The sequence below is a fragment of the Ancylobacter oerskovii genome (genome assembly GCF_018390555.1).
GTDB classification, from domain to species: domain Bacteria; phylum Pseudomonadota; class Alphaproteobacteria; order Rhizobiales; family Xanthobacteraceae; genus Ancylobacter; species Ancylobacter oerskovii.
This window is the reverse complement of record NZ_JAHBGB010000044.1, coordinates 250651-269821: the sequence shown is the minus strand read 5'-3', so window position 1 is coordinate 269821 and position 19171 is coordinate 250651. Positions and strand designations below refer to the sequence as shown.

The following is a 19171-nucleotide window of genomic DNA, read 5'->3' as shown; positions in this document are numbered from 1 at the left end:
CGCGCGCTTGCCGGCGGACCGTTCGGGCCCCATCTTCGGAATGCCGACAGCCGCGCCACACCGGCCGAACGAGCGCGGCGACGAAACGGGAGGAGACCATGACCGACACCCTCGCCGCCGATCCGCTCACCCCCGCCGACACGGTTTCCCGCGTCCTCGCCACCGAGGCGGCGCTGGCGCTCATCGCCGAACTGCAGGGCGAATACGGCCCGGTGCTGTTCCACCAGTCCGGCGGCTGCTGCGACGGCTCCTCGCCCATGTGCTACCCGCAGGGCGACTACATCGTCGGCGACGAGGACGTCCGGCTCGGCGCCATCGGGGGTGCGCCCTTCTATATGAGCCCGTCGCAATTCGACTATTGGCAGCACACCCAGCTGATCATCGACGTCGTGCCCGGGCGCGGCGGCATGTTCAGCCTGGAGAACGGCCGGGGCGTGCGCTTCCTCACCCGCTCGCGCCTGTTCACCGATGCCGACCTCGACCGTCTCGCCCCCATCGGGCGCGGCGCCGCCGGCTAGCCCCGTCTCCCCCGCTAGCGCGGGGTCAGCGCGGTGACGGCGAGCGCCGTCGCCGCCGCCCGGTTCTCGACGCCGATCTTGGCGTAGATCTGCTCCAGATGCTTGTTCACCGTGCGCGGCGACAGGCCGAGGATCTCGCCGATGTCGCGGTTCGCCTTGCCGCGCGCCAGCCACATCAGCACTTCCGCCTCGCGCAAGGTGAGGTTCAGCCGGGCTTTCAGCACCTGCTCGGGCGCCAGTCCCTCGTCCTCGACGATGCGCAGGAGCAGTTCGTCCGGCCCGATCTGCCCGACATAGGAGAGTCGCAGCCGCCGCGCGGAGCCGTCGACCGGCAGGTCGATCGCCTCGCGGGCCGTGCCCGACGCCGTCTCGCCGCGGCGGCCGGCGAGCCAGTCGCGCACCGCCTCCGGCAGCAGGAAGGCGTCGCCCGGCGCGGAAACGGTGATGGCGGCGAGCAGCGCGGTCGCCTGCGGCGTGCTCCACAGCACCCGCCCCTGCGCCGTCGAGGACAGCAGGAAGCGGCCGGCCGCGTCGAGCGCCGCCCGCGCGCTGTGTGTTTGCCGGGCATTGGCGAGATGCACGCGGATGCGGGCGATCAGTTCGTAAGGCGAGATCGGCTTCGTCACATAGTCGACGCCGCCCGCCTCCAGCCCTTTCACGATCTGCTCGGTTTCCGACAGGCCGGTCATGAAGATCACCGGCACATGCGCGGTGGCCTTGTTGCCCTTCAGCCGGCGGCAGGTCTCGAAGCCGTCCATGCCCGGCATCAGCGCGTCCATCAGGATGACGTCCGGGGTGATACGCTCCACCAGGGCGAGCGCGTTGGCGCCCTCCACCGCCACCAGCACCGTGGCGCCGGCGGCTTCCAGCGCGTCGGTCAGGAGGCTGAGGGTTTCCGGCGAATCGTCCACCACCAGGACGATGTCGCGGCGCTCCACGCTATGCATCATCGCTGCGCAACGCCTCCAATACGGCCATGTATCGCTTGAGATCGAAGGTGTCGACGAGGTCGCGCATATGCGAGACGAAGGCGCCGCTCTCCGGCGAGGCGGCCTCGATCTCGGAGAGCTTGGCCTGGATGCCGCGCACATAGCCGATCTCGCCGAGCTTCATGAGATCCTCGATATGCGCGCCCGCCGGCGGCCGCAGCACCGGCACCGACGCCGGAACCGGCGACGCGCCCTGCCCCTCGACGATCCAGTCGAGCTCCAGCAGCTTTTCCAGCTTTTCCAGCAGCGCCGCGAGCTGCACGGGCTTGGCCATCTGGTCGTCGTGATGGCGGGCGTCGAGCCCCTCGCCGATGATCTCGCCGGCATTGGCGGAGATCATCAGGATGCGTAGCCGCGCGAAGCCCTCGTCGCGCAGCTGCCGCGCCACTTCCCAGCCGTTCAGCCCGGGCATGGAGATGTCGAGCAGCACCAGGTCCGGCGCCCATTGCCGCACCATGTCCAGCGCCGCCACGCCGTCGGCGGCGGCGAGTACGGTGAAGCCGAGCGGCACCAGCACCTCGTGCATCAGGTCGCGATGCGCGTCGTCGTCGTCGGCCACCAGCACGGTGCGCCGCCGCCCGGCATAGCCGGCGATCCGGCGATGCGGCGGGGCGGCGTTGCGGCTCGGCCGCGCGACTTCCGAGAGCATCACCTTCACCCGGAAGACGCTGCCGGCGCCCGGCGTGGAGGTCAGCGAGATCTCCCCGCCCATGATCTCGGTGAGCAGCTTGGTGATGGTCAACCCGAGGCCGATGCCGGCGGTGGAATAGGTGCCGGCCCGCTCGCCGCGCTCGAACGGCTCGAAGATGCGCCGGTGATCGGCCGCGGGAATGCCGATGCCGGTATCCTCGACCTCGAACTCCGCGACCTGGCTGCGATAGGCGACGCGCAGCGCCACCCGCCCCGAATGGGTGAACTTGATGGCGTTGGAGAGCAGGTTGATGAGGATCTGCCGCAGCCGCTTCTCGTCGGTATAGACCACCGCCGGCAGCCGCTCGGGCCCGACATAGACGAAATCGATGCCCTTGGCCGTCGCCTGCAGCCGGAACATGTCGACCAGCTGGTCGAGGAACTCGCCGATGCGCACCTCGTCGCGGGCGAGATGCAGCCGCCCGGCCTCGATCTTCGAAATGTCGAGCAGCCCGTCGATGAGGCCGGACAGGTGCTCGGCCGAGCGCCGCATCACCCGGATCGAGTCGCGCCGGTGCGGCGGGATGGCGGCGTCGCGCTCCAAGAGCTGGGCATAGCCGAGAATGGCGTTGAGCGGCGTGCGCAGCTCATGGCTGATGCCGACCACGTAGCGGCTCTTGGCGAGGTTGGCGGCCTCCGCGACTTCCTTCGCCTTCTGCAGCTTGGCGTCGGTGCGCTTGTGCGCCTCGATCTCGCGCATCAGCAGCGCGGTCTGGCGGTTGCTCTCTTCCTGGGCGACGCGCCGGCTCTCCTGCGCCAGCACGAACAGCCAGGCGGCGACGCCGGCGATGATCAGCAGGATGAAATAGAGGGTGAACAGCATGCCCCCGATCGCGTCCCGCTCGGCGGGCGGCGACAGCGCGGCCTGGACATAGATCACCCCCAGAATGGCGCCGATCACCACCGCCAGCAGCGACAGCACGCCGATATAATGGCCGAGCCGGGAGTTGATCCGCGCCACCGCCCACACCGGCAGGGCCGCCCGCAGCATGGCGAGGATCTGGTCGGGAAAGCGCGCCTCCTGCTTGCAGCGGTCGTGGCAGCGCGCGTCGAGCGAGCAGCACAGCGAGCAGATCGGCCCGGCATAGACCGGGCAATGCGCCATGTCCTCCGGCTCGAACTTGTGCTCGCAGATGCAGCACCGCAGCGTGGTGCGGCCTTCCCACCGCTTCGTGGTCTGGCGGGCGAGATAGTAGCGCCCGCCGGTTCCCCAGGCGACGGCGCAGGCGGTGGCGAAGGAAACCACCAGCGCCACGAAGGGCGCGAAGGCCTGCAGCGCCGCGCCGAACAGCCCGGCGAAGGCCAGCACCGCGACGCCGGTGCCCGCCATCACCGCCGCCACCCCGACCGGGTTGATATCGTAAAGATGCGCCCGCTTGAATTCGATGCCCGGCGGGCTCCAGCCCATCGGCTTGTTCACCACGAGGTCGGCCACCAGCGCCGCCACCCAGGCCACCGCCACGATGGCGTAGAGGCCGAGGATCTGCTCCAGCACCTTGTAGATGCCGAGCGCCATCAGCATCAGCGCGATGGTGACATTGAACACCAGCCACACCACCCGGCCGGGATGGCTGTGGGTCAGCCGCGAGAAGAAGTTCGACCAGGCGATCGAGCCGGCATAGGAGTTCGTCACGTTGATCTTGAGCTGGGCGAGGATGACGAACAGCCCGGTGGCGACGAGCGCCGCCTGCGGCGGCAGGCCCACCTCGAAGGCGACGAGATACATCTGCGTCGGCTCGGCGGCGTGCAGGAAGGGCACGCCATGAGTGAGCGCGAAATAGGCGAGGAAGGACCCCGCCAGCATCTTCAGCCCGCCGACGACGATCCACCCCGGCCCGGCCGACAGCAGCGCGAGCCACCACGCCGTATTGCGGGCGGCGGCACTGCGTCCCGGCGCACGGCGCGGCAGGAAGCGCAGGAAATCCACCTGCTCGCCGATCTGCGCCACCAGCGCGAACACCACGGTGGCGGCGCTGCCGAACAGCAGCGGATCGAACGAGCCGTCGGGCGCGCCGAGCCGGCCGGCATAGCGCGTCCACTCCTCCAGCGCGTTCCCGCCGGCCTGCAGCACGAAGACCAGCGGCACGATGTTGAGCAGCACCCAGGCGGGCTGGGTCCACAGCTGGAAGCGGCTGATGAAGGTGATGCCGTGCGTCACCAGCGGAATCACCACCAGCGCGCTGACGAAATAGCCGACCATCAGCGGCACGCCGAAGCACATCTCCAGTGCCAGCGCCATGATCGCCGCCTCGATGGCGAAGAACAGATAGGTGAAGGAGGCGTAGATCAGCGAGGTGACGGTCGAGCCGATATAGCCGAAGCCGGCGCCGCGGGTCAGCAGGTCGATGTCGACGCCGTATTTCGCCGCGTAGTAGCAGATGGGCAGGCCGGTGGCGAAGATCAGCGCGCAGACGACGAGGATGGCGGCGACGGCGTTGTGGAAGCCATAGGCAAGCGTCACCGCGCCGCCGATCGCCTCCAGGGCAAGGAAGGACACCGCCCCGAGCGCGGTGTTCGCCACCCGCAGCGCCGACCAGCGCCGGGCGCTCTTGGCGGTGAAGCGCAGCGCATAGTCCTCCAGCGTCTCGTTGACGACCCACTGGTTGTAGCGGCGTCGCACGCGCACGATCTTCTGCTCGGCCGCCATGGTGTCCTGCCTCGCCGCCTCGACGCCCGCCATTCCTCCCCTGTTCCTCCCACGCCCTGTTCTGCCGCCGGCCACGTCCGGGCCGGTCGCACGCCAGCAAAAAACGCACCATGCGCCCCGGCTCCCGAACGCGACGGCCGTCGCGCTCCCGGCGCAGGACGTCTCGCCGGAACCAACAATCGAACCGGCGACACCCCGAACCGGACACCGGGCTCTTCCGCTGCCCGGAAAGTAGAAAACCCTTCAACCCGCGTGCACCTTCGCTCGCGCGCGTAGAAATCAGGCCCGCCGACCGGCGGAACCTGCCTTTCCAGGCGCGCAGACATGGTGAGGGGCGGGCCGGCGAATCCCTATACGTCAATTGACGTATTGCTGCGGCGCGGTCTCCCCCGCCACCATCATGACAATACAAGCACAGCGACAAGCTTGTTTAGCCACGCCAAACCCGTGGAGGGGATTTGCATGTCCACGCATCAGGACGGATCTGATAAGTTTTCTGCGACGCGCCGCCGGCTTCTGAAAGGTCTCGCCGCGCTCCCCGCGGCACCTCTTCTTTCATCCACCGCGCTGTTTCCTTCCCGCGCCTTCGCCCAGGCGCCGGCGACCTCCGCCGTCAACACGACGGGACTTGCAGTAACCGATACCGACGTCACCGTCGGCATCCTGCATTCCGTCACCGGCACCATGGCGATCTCCGAGACCGGCTCGGTGCAGGCGGAGAAGCTCGCCATCGACCAGATCAACGCCATGGGCGGCGTGCTCGGCCGCAAGATCAAGTTCGTGCAGGAGGACGGCGCCTCCGATTGGCCGAACTTCGCCGAGAAGGCCAAGAAGCTGCTGGTCAACGACAAATGCGCCGCGGTGTTCGGCTGTTGGACCTCAGCCTCCCGCAAGGCGGTGCTGCCGGTGTTCGAGCAGTATAACGGCATGCTCTACTACCCGACCTTCTATGAAGGTCTCGAGCAGTCGAAGAACGTCATCTATACCGGCCAGGAGGCCACCCAGCAGATCATCGCCGGGCTCGACTGGGTGCAGAGGGAGAAGGGAGCCAAGAGCTTCTATCTGCTCGGCTCCGACTATATCTGGCCGCGCACCTCCAACAAGATCGCCCGCAAGCACATCGAAAACTTCATGAAGGGCAGCAAGGTGGTGGGCGAGGAATATTTCCCGCTCGGCCATACCCAGTTCAACTCGGTGATCAACAAGATCAAGCTGACCAAGCCGGACGTGATCTACGCCATCATCGTCGGCGGCTCCAACGTCGCCTTCTACAAGCAGCTCAAGGCCGCCGGCATCGACCTGTCCAAGCAGACGCTGCTGACCATCTCCGTCACCGAGGACGAGATCGACGGCATCGGCGGCGACAACATCGCCGGCGCCTATAGCTGCATGAAGTACTTCCAGTCGCTCGACAATCCCAACAACAAGGACTTCGTCGCCGCCTTCAAGAAGATGTGGGGCGAGAAGACCGTCATCGGCGACGTCACCCAGGCCGCCTATCTCGGCCCGTGGCTGTGGAAGCTCACCGTGGAGAAGGCCGGCAGCTTCGACATCGACAAGATCGCCGAGGCCTCCGCCGGCATCGAGTTCCCCAAGGCGCCGGAAGGCTACGTCAAGATCCACCCCAACCACCATCTGTGGTCGAAGACCCGCGTCGGCCAGGCGCAGCTCGACGGCCAGTTCAAGGTGGTGTTCGAGACCCCCGATCTCATCGAGCCCAACCCGTTCCCCAAGGGCTATCAGTGATCGCCCGCCGCTGATCCCGGAGAGGGCTCGCCCTCTCCGGCCGCTTTCGGTCGACGAAGCCGCGCCGCTCGGGCGCCTGCCGGGGGATTCCCGATGTTTTCCGATTATTCGCTGGCCGAGCTCAGCTCCATCTTCCTGATGCAGGGTTTCGCCGGCCTGATCCTGTTCTCGGTCTTCGTGCTGATGGCGCTCGGCCTCGCCATCATCTTCGGCCAGATGGGCGTGATCAACATGGCGCATGGCGAGTTCATGATCCTCGGCGCCTATGTTACCTACTTCACCTCGCAATTCTTCCTGAACCACCTGCCGTCGCTGTTCGGGATCTACTTCTTCGTCGCGATGATCCTCGCCTTCCTCGCCTCCGGCGCGCTGGGCATGGCGACGGAATGGCTGATGATCCGCCATCTCTACAAGCGCCCGCTCGACACGCTGCTCGCCACCTGGGGCCTCAGCCTGATCCTGCAGCAGGTCTACCGCTCGGTGTTCGGCCCGCGCGAGGTCGGCGTCGAGCTGCCGGGCTGGATGATGGGCTCGCTCCCCGTCACCGATGTCGTCGAGGTGCAGATCAACGGCCTGTTCGTCATGGGGCTGACCATCGCCATCACCGTCGCGGTGGCGCTGCTGATGTACCGGTCGAGCTGGGGCAAGCAGGTGCGCGCCGTGGTGCAGAACCGCGTCATGGCCGGTGCGGTCGGCATCAACACCGAGAAGGTCGACCGCTACACCTTCGGCCTCGGCTGCGGCATCGCCGGTGTCGCCGGCTCGGCCTTCACCATGATCGGCTCCACCGGCCCGACCTCCGGCCAGCTCTACATCGTCGACACCTTCCTCGTCGTGGTGTTCGGCGGCGCGCAGAGCCTGCTCGGCACCATCGCCTCCGCCTTCACCATCTCGCAGGCCCAGTCGACGCTGGAATTCTTCCTCTCCGGCTCGATGGCCAAGGTCCTCACGCTGATCGGCGTGGTCGTCATCCTGATGCTGCGGCCGCAGGGCCTGTTCGTCATCAAGGTCCGTCGTTGAGGAGGCGCCCGTGACCACACAAGCCCCGACATCCGGCCGCAGCTTCTTCCTGCGCCCGCAGGACATGATCGGCATCGCCCTCCTCGCGCTGCTGTTGCTGGTGGTGCTGCCGCTGGCGCTGGACAATTTCCGCCTGCAATTCGTCGGCAAATACCTCACCTACGCCTTCGTGGCGCTCGGCCTGGTGCTGTGCTGGGGCTATGCCGGCATCCTCTCGCTCGGCCAGGGCGTGTTCTTCGGCCTCGGCGGCTACTGCATGGCGATGTATCTCAAGCTCGAAGCCTCGAGCGTCGAGAACACCAGGATCCAGTCGACGCCCGGCATTCCCGATTTCATGGACTGGAACCAGATCACCGCCCTGCCCTGGTTCTGGGAGCCGTTCCGCCATTTCGGCTTCACCACGCTGGCGGTGGTCGCGGTGCCCGCCCTGTTCGCGCTGATCCTCGGCTTCGCGCTGTTCAAGCGGCGGGTGGGCGGCGTCTATTTCGCCATCATCACCCAGGCGCTCGCCGCCATCATGACCATCCTGATCGTCGGCCAGCAGGGCTATACCGGCGGCATCAACGGCATCACCGACCTGCGCACGCTGCACGGCTGGGATATCCGCACCGACGGCGCCAAGACGGTCCTCTATTTCGTCTGCGTCGGGCTGCTGCTCGCCTGCATCCTGCTCGCCTATTACGTGAAGTCCTCCAAGCTCGGCCGCCTCCTCGTCGCCATGCGCGACAAGGAAGACCGCGTGCGCTTCTCCGGCTACGACGTCTCCAGCTTCAAGGTGTTCGTCTTCTGCCTGTCGGCGGCTCTCTCGGGCATAGGCGGGGCGATGTTCACCCTGCAGGTCGGCTTCATGTCGCCCTCCTTCGTCGGCATCGTGCCGTCCATCGAGATGGTGATCTACACCGCGGTCGGCGGGCGCCTGTCCATCCTCGGCGCCATCTACGGCACGCTGCTGGTGAATTGGGCGAAGACCTCCTTCTCCGAAAGCTTCCCGGAGCTGTGGCTGCTCGGCCTCGGCGGACTGTTCATCGCCGTGGTGCTCGCCTTTCCGAACGGCATTGCCGGCCTCTGGCAGGTCCATGTCGCCCCGCGCCTCGGCCCGCTGTTCGGCGGTCCGGCCCGGCGCGCCGCGTCCCCGGCGGTGGCCGAGCCCCTCCCCGTCGCCACGCCCGCCGTCGCCGAATAGGAGCCGCAACCATGAATGCCAATGTCATCACCGATGCGATGAACAAGGACTTCGTGCTGGCGGTGGAGGGGCTCACCGTCTCCTTCGACGGCTTCAAGGCGGTCAACGACCTGTCCTTCTATGTCGACGAGAACGAGATCCGGGTGATCATCGGCCCCAACGGCGCCGGCAAGACCACGGTGCTCGACCTCATCTGCGGCCGCACCAAGGCGACCGCCGGCTCGATCCGCTTCAAGGACCGCGAGCTGACCCGGATGAAGGAGCACGAGATCGTCCGCGCCGGCGTCGGCCGCAAGTTCCAGAATCCGTCGATCTACGAGGACCTCACCGTCTTCGAGAACCTCGAAATCTCCTACCCGAAGGGGCGCACCGTCATGGGCGCCCTCACCTTCCGCCGCGACGGCCCGGTGAAGGAGCGGGTGCAGGAGGTGGCCGAGACCATCTTCCTCGCCGACCAGCTCGACCAGCGCGCCGAATATCTCTCGCACGGCCAGAAACAGTGGCTGGAGATCGGCATGCTGCTGATCCAGGACCCGGAACTCCTGATGCTCGACGAGCCGGTGGCCGGCATGAGCGTCTCCGAGCGCAAGAAGACCGCCGAGTTGCTCAACCGCATCATCAAGGACCGCTCGGTGATCGTCATCGAGCACGACATGAAGTTCGTCGAGGACATCGCCCACAAGGTCACGGTGCTGCACCAGGGCAGGATCCTGTCGGAAGGCCCGATGGCCAAGGTCCAGGCGGACCCCAAGGTCGTCGAAGTCTATCTCGGCCATTGAGGGAGGCTCACCATGCTCGACATCGCCGACCTCCACGTCTCCTACGGCCAGAGCGAGGTGCTGCACGGCATCGACGTCAAGGTGGCGCCGAACGAGATCGTCGCCATCATGGGCCGCAACGGCATGGGCAAGACCACGCTCATGAAGTCGCTCATGGGCATCGTGCCCACGAAAAGCGGCTCGGTCACGCTGGGCGCCACCGACATCACCAGGCTCAAGAGCTATGAGCGCGTCGCCAACGGCATCGCCTATGTGCCGCAGGGCCGCATGATCTTCTCCACCATGACGGTGCAGGAGAACATCGAGACCGGGCTGATCCCGCGCGGCGAGATCAAGGTGCCGCCGGACCTCTACGAGCTGTTCCCGGTGCTCTTGGAGATGAAGGGCCGCCGCGGCGGCAACCTTTCCGGCGGCCAGCAGCAGCAGCTCGCCATCGCCCGCGCGCTCGCCACCCAGCCGAAGGTGCTGCTGCTCGACGAGCCGACCGAAGGCATCCAGCCCTCGATCATCCGCGAGATGGCGCGTACGCTGAAGCGCATCCGCGACGAGCGCGGACTGTCCATCGTGGTGTCGGAGCAGGTGCTGTCCTTTGCCCTCGACATCGCCGACAGGGTGCTGGTGATCGAGAATGGCGAGATCGTCCACGAGGACAGGCGCGCCGACGTCGACGAGGCGAAGGTCGCGCGCTTCCTTTCCGTCTGAGGCCGGGCACCGGCCGGTCGGCCGGCATCCCAATTTCCAAACCATCCGCATGCAGTCCAAGGGGAACGGAGTTCGCCATGCCTGAAACACTGATCTCGGTCGATCTGTCGAAGCCGGCCACGGAGAACGAATATCTGCACAATCGCTGGCACCCGGACATTCCGATCGCCACCTGGGTCGAGCCGGGCGCCGACTTCCTGGTCGAGACGGTGGACTGGACCGGCGGCGCCATCGCCAACAACGATTCCGCCGACGACATCCGCGACGTCGACCTGTCGACGGTGCACTATCTCTCCGGCCCCATCGGCGTGAAGGGCGCCAAGCCGGGCGACCTGCTCGTCGTCGACATCCTCGACGCCGGCACGCTGAAGGGCCATGAATGGGGCTTCAACGGCTTCTTCTCGAAGAAGAACGGCGGTGGCTTCCTCACCGACCACTTCCCGCTCGCGCAGAAGTCGATCTGGCACTATGAGGGCATGTTCACCCGCTCGCGCCACGTGCCGGGCGTCGGCTTCGCCGGCCTCATCCATCCCGGCCTCATCGGCACCCTGCCCTCGCAGAAGCTGCTCGACACCTGGAACGCCCGCGAGCAGGCGCTGATCGACACCAACCCGACCCGCGTACCGCCGCTCGCCAACCCGCCGGCGCCGAAGACCGCGCATCTCGGCAAGCTCGGCAAGGGCGACGCCTGGGATAAGGTGGCGGCCGAGGGCGCCCGCACCGTGCCGCCGCGCGAGCATGGCGGCAATTGCGACATCAAGGACCTGTCGCGCGGCTCGAAGATCTACTTCCCGGTCTATGTCGACGGCGCCGGCCTCTCCATGGGCGACATGCACTTCTCCCAGGGCGACGGCGAGATCACCTTCTGCGGCGCCATCGAGATGTTCGGCGCCTGGCTGCACATCAAGGTCGACCTGATCAAGGACGGCATGGCGCTGTACGGCATCAAGAACCCGATCTTCAAGCCGTCGCCGATCACCCCGAACTACAAGGACTACCTGATCTTCGAAGGCATCTCGGTCGACGAGAGCGGCACCCAGCACTATCTCGACGCCAATGTCGCCTACCGGCAGGCCTGCCTCAACGCCATCGAGTACCTGAAGAAGTTTGGCTATTCCGGCGCGCAGGCGCACTCCATCCTCGGCGTCGCGCCGGTGCAGGGCCATCTCTCGGGCGTGGTCGACATCCCCAATTCCTGCGCCACGCTGTGGCTGCCGACCGAGATCTTCGACTTCGACATCAAGCCCTCTTCGGCCGGCCCGACCAAGTTCATCGACGGCTCGGTCGACATGCCGATCTCGCCGGACCTCTGACCCCCTTTTGGTCCGGTCGACGGGACGGTGGCGACACCGTCCCGCCTCCATCGAGGAAACGCCCTAACGGAACCGCTCAAGGAACCGGCACATGCCCGTCTACGAATATCTTTGCGACGACTGCGGCGACTTCACCGCCCTGCGCCCGATGAGCGAATACCAGTCCCCGCAGCCCTGCCCGGATTGCGGCGTCATGGCCCCGCGCGTGCTGCTCACCGCCCCGCACTTCACCTCGATGTCGCGGGCGAGCCTCAGCGCCCATGCGGGCAACGAGCAGGCCCGCCACGCGCCGATGAGCGTCGACGGCTACCGGGAAAAGCAGGAGCGGGCGAAACACGCCGCCGGCTGCTCCTGCTGCTCCGGCGGCATGAAGAGCCGGTCGAAGAAGAACCGCACCGCCACCTCGGCGAACGGCGCCAAGAGCTTCCCCTCAGCGCGCCCGTGGATGATCAGCCACTAGAGCGGCGCGGCGGCATTCCCTTCGTCATGGCCGGGCCGGGCCCGGCCATCTGCGCTTTTCAACTCCAGGCACTCTCGTCATGGATCCCCGGGCCAGGCCCGGGGATGACGCACCCAGGAGGCGCTCACTCGCCGATCACCGCCCCTTCGCGGCGGGGGTCGGCGGCGCCGGTCAGCCCGTCCGGGCCGATCAGCACCGCCTGCACGCCCGAGGTCATCGGCGCCGTCTTCACCTTGTAGCCGAGCTCGGCGAGCTTCGGCGCCAGCGCCTCGGCCGGCGTGCCCTGCTCGACCTCCACCTCGTTGAAGCGCGCCAGCACGTTCGGCGCGGCGATGGCGGCGGGCAGGTCCATGCCCCAGTCGAGATGGGCGATCAGCGTCTTCGTCACATAGCCGATGATCTGGCTGCCGCCCGGCGAGCCCAGCGCCAGCAGCGGCTTGCCGTCCTTCATCACGATGGTCGGCGCCATGGAGGAGCGCGGCCGCTTGCCGGGCTCGACCCGGTTGGCGATCGGCACGCCGTCCTTCTGGGAACGGAAGGAGAAGTCGGTCAGCTCGTTATTGAGCAGGAAGCCGCGCACCATCAGCCGCGAGCCGAAGCCCGCCTCGATGCTGGAGGTCATGGAGGCGACGTTGCCGTCGCGGTCGACGATGGTGATCTGCGTCGTCGAGGGCAGCTCGATCGATTCATCGTCGGCCCGCTTCGGCGCCAGCATGGCGTGATTCCAGGTCGGGGTGCCCGGCGCCACTTCCGGCAGCGCGTCGTCGCCGCGCAGCAGCTCGGCGCGGCTCTTCAGGTAGTCCGGCGCCAGCAGCCCCTTGGTCGGCATCGGCACATAGTCCTGGTCGGCCATGTAGCGGTCGCGGTCGGCGAAGGCGAGCCGCGAGGCATCGGCGATCAGCCGCCAGGATTCCGGCGAGGACGCCCCCAGCGACTTGAGGTCGTAGGAATTCAGCATACCTAGGATCTGCCCGACCGTGAGCGCTCCCGAGCTCGGCGGGCCCATGCCGCAAATGTCGAGCCCGCGATAGTCGCCGCACACCGGCGCCCGCTCCTTCACCCGGTAGGCGCGCAGATCCTCCAGCGTCAGCGCACCGGGATTGCCCTGCGCCCCGCGCACCGTGCGCACGATGTCGCGGGCGATGGGGCCGCGATAGAAGGCGGCGGAGCCGTAGCGCGCCAGCTGGCGCAGCGTGTCGCCATAGGCCGGGTTCTTCAGCGTCGTCCCCGCCGCCAGCGGCGCGCCCTTGTCGTCGAAGAAATAGGCGGCCGTCTCCGGGTTGGCCTTCAGCGTCTTCTCGTCCTCGGCGATCAGCTTGGAGAGACGCGGCGAAACCGGGAAGCCGTCCTCGGCAAGGCGCACCGCCGGGCGGAACAGATGCGCCCAGGCGGTATGGCCGTAGCGCCGATGCGCGAAATCGAGCAGGCGCGGCAGGCCGGGCGTGCCGACCGAGCGGCCGCCGACCACCGCCGACATGAAGGTCAGCGGTTCGCCCTTGGCGTTCTGGAACAGCGTCGGCGTCGCCGCGCGGGGCGCCGTCTCGCGGCCGTCGAAGGTGGTGAGCTTGCCGCTCGCCGCGTCCCAATAGACCAGGAAGCCGCCGCCGCCGAGGCCGGAGGATTGCGGCTCCACCAGGCCGAGCACCGCCTGCGCCGCCACCAGCGCGTCGATGGCGTTGCCGCCATTGCGCAGCGCCGCCGCCCCGGCGCGGGTGGCGAGCGGATTGGCGGTCGCCACCATCCAGTGCTTCGAGGTGGCCGACTTCGCCTCGGCGGCGATCGCGCTCGGCGCTTCCGGCGCCTGCGTGTCGGAAGCCTGCTGGCTGAGGGCGGGCGTCGCCATCACGGAAGCCGCCAGCATCCACGCCAGGGGCGTCTTCAAGGCGTTGCTCAAGGCACTGCGCATCGTCACCTCCTGCATCGAACCGCTCACCGAACATGTCACACCGCAACCGGATGTGAACAGTCGTGCCGCAAGGGAGGATGACGTCGCCGCGAATCGCGCTAAGCTCACAACGTCGTCAACAATCGAAAGGAGGTGATCCAGTGTCTGATCGTCTTGATCCGCGGTCGTCCGTATCCGTGACCTGGACACTTGCCTCTAGCGAGGTCCGTGCCGCGTGACGCGACACTAAGCACCGTCCAACAGACGGTTTACCGGGCCGGACCGCGGTCTGACATGGGAAGGGCTGTCCTGACGGGCAGCCCTTCTTTCTTCCAGCACCTTCCCCAGCGGCACCGAATACCTTGGCCAGATCCACCATCATCTATGTCGACGCCGACGCCTGTCCGGTAAAGGACGAGACCTACCGCGTGGCCGAGCGCCACCGGCTGAAGGTGTTCGTGGTGGCGAACAGCTTCGTCAACGTGCCGCGCACCGACTGGATCGAGCGGGTGATCGTCCCGGCCGGTCCCGATATCGCCGATGACTGGATCGTCGAGCGGGTGGAGCCCGGCGATGTGGTCGTCACCGCCGACGTGCCGCTCGCCGCCCGGGTGGTGGCGAAGGGGGCGGAGGCATTGGCGCCCGGCGGCAAGGCCTTCACCGCCTCCTCCATCGGCCTGCAGCTCGCCACCCGCAACCTGATGCAGGATCTGCGCGAGACCGGCGCGATCACCGGCGGTCCCCGTCCCTTCTCGCCGCGCGACCGCTCGGAATTCCTGCAGGCGCTGGAAAGAACCGTCTCCCGCCTGAAACGAATGGGCCATCACGCGGGTTAAGGGCATTGATGTCCCACCGGGAGGAACGCCGCATGCTCCAGGCCTGTCTCAACGGTTCGCGCGACAAGGGCTTCCACGCCGATACGCCCTTCACCCCCGCCGAGCTCGCCTTTCAGGCGGAAGCGGTGGTGGCGGCCGGCGCGAGCGAGCTGCACCTGCATCCTCGCGACACGAACGGCCTCGAGACCCTCGATCCCGCCGCGGTCGCCGCCGCGCTGGCCGCGATCCGCGCCCGGGTGCCCGGCGTGCCGGTCGGCCTGTCGACCCATGCCGACATTCCTCCCGGCGGCCGCGGCCGGCTGGAGGCCGTCGCCGCCTGGACCGAGCGGCCGGACTACGTGTCGGTGAACCTCGTGGAGGAAGACGCGCCGGAAATGATCGCCCTCGCGCTCGCTCGCGGCATCGGCGTCGAGGCCGGCCTGTGGTCGGTCGCGGATGCCGAGCGCTTCGTGAAGCTGCCCGAGGCGCCGAAATGCCTGCGCATCCTCATCGAGATCAACGAGCAGGACGAGGCGGAGGCACTGGCCGCCGCGGCCGCGATCCGCACCGTCCTCGCCCGTGCCAGCCTGGACGTGCCGGTCCTGCAGCACGGCTATGAGGCCAGCGTCTGGCCGCTCTACCGCGACGCGCTGTTGCGCGGCCTCGACAGCCGCATCGGGCTGGAGGACGGCAGGCACCTGCCCGGCGGCGACATCGCCGGCGGCAATGCCGAGCTCATCAGGACGGCCTTCCAGATGGCCCGCGTGCCGCCGAACATCCCGCCGGAAGCCAAGCCCGCCGCCGGCCTGTGAAGGCCCCGTCGCGCAAGGGCCTGGCGCCGGGGAGCCCGCTCCCCAACCGCGCCGTGCATCGGCCCCGCCCATTGGGGCGATGCCCACCCTCACCTCGTCGGGAAAGATGCCCTTCTTTCTTTCCCTCTCCCCGTTGGGGAGAGGTGGCCCGCGCAGCGGGTCGGTGAGGGGCTCTAGCGATTGGAGAGCTAGGAAGACCCCTCACCCCGACCCTCTCCTCAATGGGGAGAGGGAGAAAAAAGCGCACCGTGCATCCACCCCTCCCCATTGGGACGATACCCACCCTCACTCATCGGGAAGAGCCCCTTCTTTCCTTCCCTCTCCCCGTCGGGGAGAGGTGGCCCGCGCAGCGGGTCGGTGAGGGGCCCTAGACATCGGGAAGCCAGGAAGCCCCCTCACCCCACCCCTCTCCGTCAAACTCGGCTGTTGCCGAGTTTGACCTTCGGAGAGATCGAACTCGGCAACAGCCGAGTCCGATGCGGGGAGAGGGAGAAAAAGCGCGCCGTGTCTCCCCCAGCAGGGACGACGCCCGCCCACCCCCACTCATCAGCAAGCCGACGCCCCCTCACCCCGAATTGCGCAGCCCGGCGGAGATGCCGTTGATCGTCAGCTGGATGCCCTGCAGCACCTTCTCGTCGGTGTCGTTGGCGCGGTACTTCCTCAGCAGCTCGACCTGCACATGGTTGAGCGGGTCGATATAGGGGAAGCGCGCGCGGATCGAGCGGTCGAGCAGCGGGTTGGAGCCCAGCAGCGTCGATTGCTCGGAAATCGCCAGCAAGGCGTCGATCGCCGCCTGGTGCTCGGTGCGGATGCGCCCGAAGATGCTTTCGCGCAGTTCGATGTCCTCCACCAGCTTCGCATAGCGCGAGGCGATGGCGATCGAGCTCTTCGACAGCACCATGTCCATGTTGGACAATTGCGTGCGGAAGAACGGCCATTCGCGATACATCTCGCGCAAGAGCGTCAGCCCGTCGGGGTTCTTGGCCAGCCAGTCGCGTATGGCGGTGCCGAAGCCGTACCAGCCCGGCAGCATCAGCCGGCACTGCGCCCAGGAGAACACCCACGGGATCGCGCGCAGGTCCTCGATCCGCCGCGTCTTCTTGCGCGAGGCCGGGCGCGAGCCGATGTTCAGCGTCGCGATCTCGTTGATGACGGTGGATTCCCAGAAATAATCCTCGAAGCGCGGGGTCTCGTAGACGAGCCCGCGATAGGCGCGGAACGCCGCGTCGGACAACGCCTCCATCACGGTGAGGTATTCCTCGCGCGGCGCCTTGGCGTCGCCGGAGAGCAGCGTCGCCTCCAGCGTGGCGGCCGCGAGGATCTCCAGATTGCCGCGCCCGACCTGCGGGTTCGAGTACTTGGACGAGATGATCTCGCCCTGCTCGGTGATGCGGATCAGCCCCTGCACCGCCCCGCCCGGCTGGGCGAGGATGGCGTCGTAGCTCGGCCCGCCGCCGCGGCCGACCGAGCCGCCACGGCCGTGGAACAGCCGCAGCCGCACGCCATGGCGCTTGAACACCTCGATCAGCTCGATCTCGGCCTTGTAGAGCTCCCAGCCGGAGGTGACGAAGCCGCCATCCTTGTTGCTGTCGGAATAGCCGAGCATCACCTCCTGCATGCCGCCGCGGCTGTCGACCAGCTTGCGGTATTCCGGCAGGCGGAACATCTGCTCCATCACCTTGGCGGAGTTGCGCAGGTCCTCGATGGTCTCGAACAACGGCACGATGTTCACCGCCGCGGCGCCCGCCGGGTCGACGAGGCCGACCTCCTTGAGCAGCAGGGCGAGCTCCAGCATGTCGGAGACGCCCTCGGCCTTGGAGATGATGCAGGTCTGGATCGCCTCCGGGCCGTAGATCCTGTGGATGCGCGCGCAGGTGCGCAGCATGTCCATCTCGCCCACCGTCTCGTCGGAATAGGCGGCGAAGGGCGAGGTGAGCGGGCGCGCCGTGGTCAGCTCGCGCAGCAGCAGGGCGACGCGCGTGCCCTCGGGCAGGCTCTTGTAGCCGGTGCCCGGCGCGGCCACCTCGAACAGCTCGGCGACGCAGCGCTCGTGCACGTCGGAATTCTGGCGGGAATCGAGGATGGCGAGGTGGAAGCCGAAGCAGTCCACCGCCCGGCGCAGCTCGCGCAGCTTGCCGCGGGCGATGGCGCCGGACTTGTGGGTCTTCAGCGAGCGATCGATGATGTCGAGGTCGGCCCGCAATTCCGCCGCGGAAGCATAGGGGCGCACGCTCGGCTTCTCGGCGATGCCCGCCAGGTCGGCAACCTCCAGGCTGAAGGCCGTCGCCTTGAGCCGGCCGATGATGGTGGTGACGGCGAGGCGGTACGGCTCGTTGCGCCGGTGCGGCGAGAGGTCGGGCGAGGAATCCACCAGCGCCAGCAATTCGTCCGACACCGCCACGCGGATGGTGCTGATCGACAATTCGCCGCCGAGCTCGTCCAGCTCCTGGAGATAGAAGCGCACCGCCTGGGCGCCCTGCAGGCGCAGGGTCTCGCGCGTCACCTCGGCGGTGACGAAGGGGTTGCCGTCGCGGTCGCCGCCGATCCAGCTGCCCATGCGCAGGAAGGAGCCGACCTCCGGCGCCTCCGCCCCCGCGCCCTCGATGTCGGCGAGTCGATCCTCCAATGCCGCATAAACCCGCGGCAATTGCCGCAGGAATGTGTAGTCGTAATAGGCGAGGCCGTTGGCCACCTCGTCCAGCACCGTCAGCTTGGTCTTGCGCAGCAGGTTGGTCTGCCACAGCGTCAGCACCCGCCGGCGCAGCTCGTCGTCGATGAGCGCCGCCTCCTCGGGCGTCGGCTCGCTGCGCTCGCGTTCGGCGAGCAATTCGGCAATGCGCATCTCGTGCGTCATGGTGCTGCGCCGGCGCACCTCGGTCGGGTGCGCGGTCAGCACCGGGCTCGCCAGCGCGGTATCGAAGAACTTGCGCAGGCTCTCCGTCGGGATGCCCTCGCCCATCGCCCGCTCGATGGCATTGGCCAGCGAGGCCGGGCGCGGGCCGTGCCCGGCCGCCGCCAGCGCCCGGGCGCGGCGGATCACATGCTGGTCCTCGGCGATGTTGGCGAGGTGGGAGAAATAGCTGAAGGCACGGACGATGGAGATGGTCTGGTCGGGGTCGAGCCCGAGCAGGATCTCCTCCAGCTCCCGGCGCGCGCCCTCGTCCTCCTCGCGATGGAAGCGGGTGGAGACCCGGCGGATGGTTTCCACCAGGTCGAAGGTCGGCTCGCCTTCCTGGTCGCGCAGCGTGTCGCCGAGCACGCGCCCCAGCATGCGGATGTCGTCGCGCAGCGTCTGGTCGATCCCGGCATCGACGTCGGGTTCGGAATCCGGTTGGGCGAGGGTGAGGGCAAAAGACATGGCTTGTTCGCTCCGGTGGTCGACGCAACTTAGCAATTAGCATGCCGGGGTGTGGCCATTTGGCCTCAGCCTATCCAAATCCACATCTGGACCGTGCCTGCCGTTGAGTTACCTGTACTTCGCCCAGAACCTGCCGCGATTCTGAACGAAACAGCGGCTGTTATGAACGGACCGATCAGTCCTCATTCAGGATTGCGGATCTATAAAGGTGCCGTGCCTAGCGTTGAGAGACGACGCATCGCCTAACCGCGTAT

General features: G+C 67.5%; 14 protein-coding genes. 10 read left to right on the top strand and 4 right to left on the bottom strand.

Annotated features, from left to right (window positions below):
- The first annotated feature begins 98 nt into the window (after positions 1 to 98).
- Positions 99 to 518: a DUF779 domain-containing protein gene (locus tag KHC19_RS22310; protein ID WP_213355628.1), complete on the top strand. Its 420-nt coding sequence runs from the start codon at positions 99 to 101 to the stop codon at positions 516 to 518.
- Between the two features lie 14 nt (positions 519 to 532).
- Here the strand turns inward: KHC19_RS22310 and KHC19_RS22305 are convergent, their stop codons facing one another.
- Both KHC19_RS22305 and KHC19_RS22300 read right to left on the bottom strand, forming a co-directional pair.
- Positions 533 to 1468, bottom strand: a complete 936-nt coding sequence (locus KHC19_RS22305) for a response regulator (RefSeq protein WP_213355627.1) — start codon at positions 1466 to 1468, stop codon at positions 533 to 535.
- On the bottom strand, positions 1458 to 4844 hold the full coding sequence (locus KHC19_RS22300) for a hybrid sensor histidine kinase/response regulator (RefSeq protein WP_213356358.1): 3387 nt from the start codon (positions 4842 to 4844) through the stop codon (positions 1458 to 1460). Before KHC19_RS22300 ends, KHC19_RS22305 begins: the two co-directional genes overlap by 11 nt.
- A gap of 462 nt (positions 4845 to 5306) precedes the next feature.
- Between KHC19_RS22300 and urtA the strand changes: the two genes are divergently transcribed.
- The 7 genes from urtA to KHC19_RS22265 all read left to right on the top strand — a co-directional run bounded on the left by urtA (position 5307) and on the right by KHC19_RS22265 (position 12047).
- Positions 5307 to 6590, top strand: a complete 1284-nt coding sequence (gene urtA, locus KHC19_RS22295; protein ID WP_213355626.1) for an urea ABC transporter substrate-binding protein — start codon at positions 5307 to 5309, stop codon at positions 6588 to 6590.
- A gap of 93 nt (positions 6591 to 6683) precedes the next feature.
- Positions 6684 to 7610: an urea ABC transporter permease subunit UrtB gene (gene urtB / locus KHC19_RS22290; RefSeq protein WP_213355625.1), complete on the top strand. Its 927-nt coding sequence runs from the start codon at positions 6684 to 6686 to the stop codon at positions 7608 to 7610.
- Between the two features lie 64 nt (positions 7611 to 7674).
- Entirely contained in the window at positions 7675 to 8793 is a 1119-nt protein-coding gene (gene urtC / locus KHC19_RS22285) for an urea ABC transporter permease subunit UrtC (RefSeq protein ID WP_213356356.1), read from the top strand.
- Between the two features lie 11 nt (positions 8794 to 8804).
- Positions 8805 to 9572: an urea ABC transporter ATP-binding protein UrtD gene (gene urtD, locus KHC19_RS22280; RefSeq protein ID WP_213355624.1), complete on the top strand. Its 768-nt coding sequence runs from the start codon at positions 8805 to 8807 to the stop codon at positions 9570 to 9572.
- A gap of 12 nt (positions 9573 to 9584) precedes the next feature.
- The gene (gene urtE, locus KHC19_RS22275; RefSeq protein WP_213355623.1) at positions 9585 to 10274 is read left to right on the top strand and encodes an urea ABC transporter ATP-binding subunit UrtE; all 690 of its coding nucleotides are present in this window, start codon (positions 9585 to 9587) and stop codon (positions 10272 to 10274) included.
- A 77-nt stretch (positions 10275 to 10351) separates the two neighbouring features.
- Positions 10352 to 11587, top strand: a complete 1236-nt coding sequence (fmdA, locus tag KHC19_RS22270) for a formamidase (protein ID WP_213355622.1) — start codon at positions 10352 to 10354, stop codon at positions 11585 to 11587.
- 91 nt (positions 11588 to 11678) lie between these two features.
- Positions 11679 to 12047: an FmdB family zinc ribbon protein gene (locus KHC19_RS22265; RefSeq protein WP_213355621.1), complete on the top strand. Its 369-nt coding sequence runs from the start codon at positions 11679 to 11681 to the stop codon at positions 12045 to 12047.
- A gap of 124 nt (positions 12048 to 12171) precedes the next feature.
- Here the strand turns inward: KHC19_RS22265 and ggt are convergent, their stop codons facing one another.
- The gene (ggt, locus tag KHC19_RS22260; RefSeq protein ID WP_246549348.1) at positions 12172 to 13953 is read right to left on the bottom strand and encodes a gamma-glutamyltransferase; all 1782 of its coding nucleotides are present in this window, start codon (positions 13951 to 13953) and stop codon (positions 12172 to 12174) included.
- Positions 13954 to 14294: 341 nt separating this feature from the next.
- On the opposite strand from ggt, the gene KHC19_RS22255 reads away from it, so the two are divergent.
- Both KHC19_RS22255 and KHC19_RS22250 read left to right on the top strand, forming a co-directional pair.
- Entirely contained in the window at positions 14295 to 14768 is a 474-nt protein-coding gene (locus KHC19_RS22255; protein WP_213355620.1) for a YaiI/YqxD family protein, read from the top strand.
- A gap of 32 nt (positions 14769 to 14800) precedes the next feature.
- Complete coding sequence (locus tag KHC19_RS22250) at positions 14801 to 15559, top strand: 3-keto-5-aminohexanoate cleavage protein (protein ID WP_213355619.1); 759 nt, start codon at positions 14801 to 14803, stop codon at positions 15557 to 15559.
- A 565-nt stretch (positions 15560 to 16124) separates the two neighbouring features.
- Here KHC19_RS22250 and ppc read toward each other — a convergent pair.
- A complete protein-coding gene (gene ppc / locus KHC19_RS22245) occupies positions 16125 to 18917 on the bottom strand; it encodes a phosphoenolpyruvate carboxylase (RefSeq protein ID WP_213355618.1) in 2793 nt (930 codons plus the stop codon).
- Positions 18918 to 19171 lie beyond the last annotated feature (254 nt).

Coding starts and splice junctions, on each gene's coding strand:
- KHC19_RS22310 (WP_213355628.1), top strand. CDS start 99: ATGACCGACACCCTCGCCGCCGATCCGCTCACCCCCGCCGACACGGTT.
- KHC19_RS22305 (WP_213355627.1), bottom strand. CDS start 1,468: ATGATGCATAGCGTGGAGCGCCGCGACATCGTCCTGGTGGTGGACGAT.
- KHC19_RS22300 (WP_213356358.1), bottom strand. CDS start 4,844: ATGGCGGCCGAGCAGAAGATCGTGCGCGTGCGACGCCGCTACAACCAG.
- urtA (WP_213355626.1), top strand. CDS start 5,307: ATGTCCACGCATCAGGACGGATCTGATAAGTTTTCTGCGACGCGCCGC.
- urtB (WP_213355625.1), top strand. CDS start 6,684: ATGTTTTCCGATTATTCGCTGGCCGAGCTCAGCTCCATCTTCCTGATG.
- urtC (WP_213356356.1), top strand. CDS start 7,675: ATGATCGGCATCGCCCTCCTCGCGCTGCTGTTGCTGGTGGTGCTGCCG.
- urtD (WP_213355624.1), top strand. CDS start 8,805: ATGAATGCCAATGTCATCACCGATGCGATGAACAAGGACTTCGTGCTG.
- urtE (WP_213355623.1), top strand. CDS start 9,585: ATGCTCGACATCGCCGACCTCCACGTCTCCTACGGCCAGAGCGAGGTG.
- fmdA (WP_213355622.1), top strand. CDS start 10,352: ATGCCTGAAACACTGATCTCGGTCGATCTGTCGAAGCCGGCCACGGAG.
- KHC19_RS22265 (WP_213355621.1), top strand. CDS start 11,679: ATGCCCGTCTACGAATATCTTTGCGACGACTGCGGCGACTTCACCGCC.
- ggt (WP_246549348.1), bottom strand. CDS start 13,953: ATGCGCAGTGCCTTGAGCAACGCCTTGAAGACGCCCCTGGCGTGGATG.
- KHC19_RS22250 (WP_213355619.1), top strand. CDS start 14,801: ATGCTCCAGGCCTGTCTCAACGGTTCGCGCGACAAGGGCTTCCACGCC.
- ppc (WP_213355618.1), bottom strand. CDS start 18,917: ATGTCTTTTGCCCTCACCCTCGCCCAACCGGATTCCGAACCCGACGTC.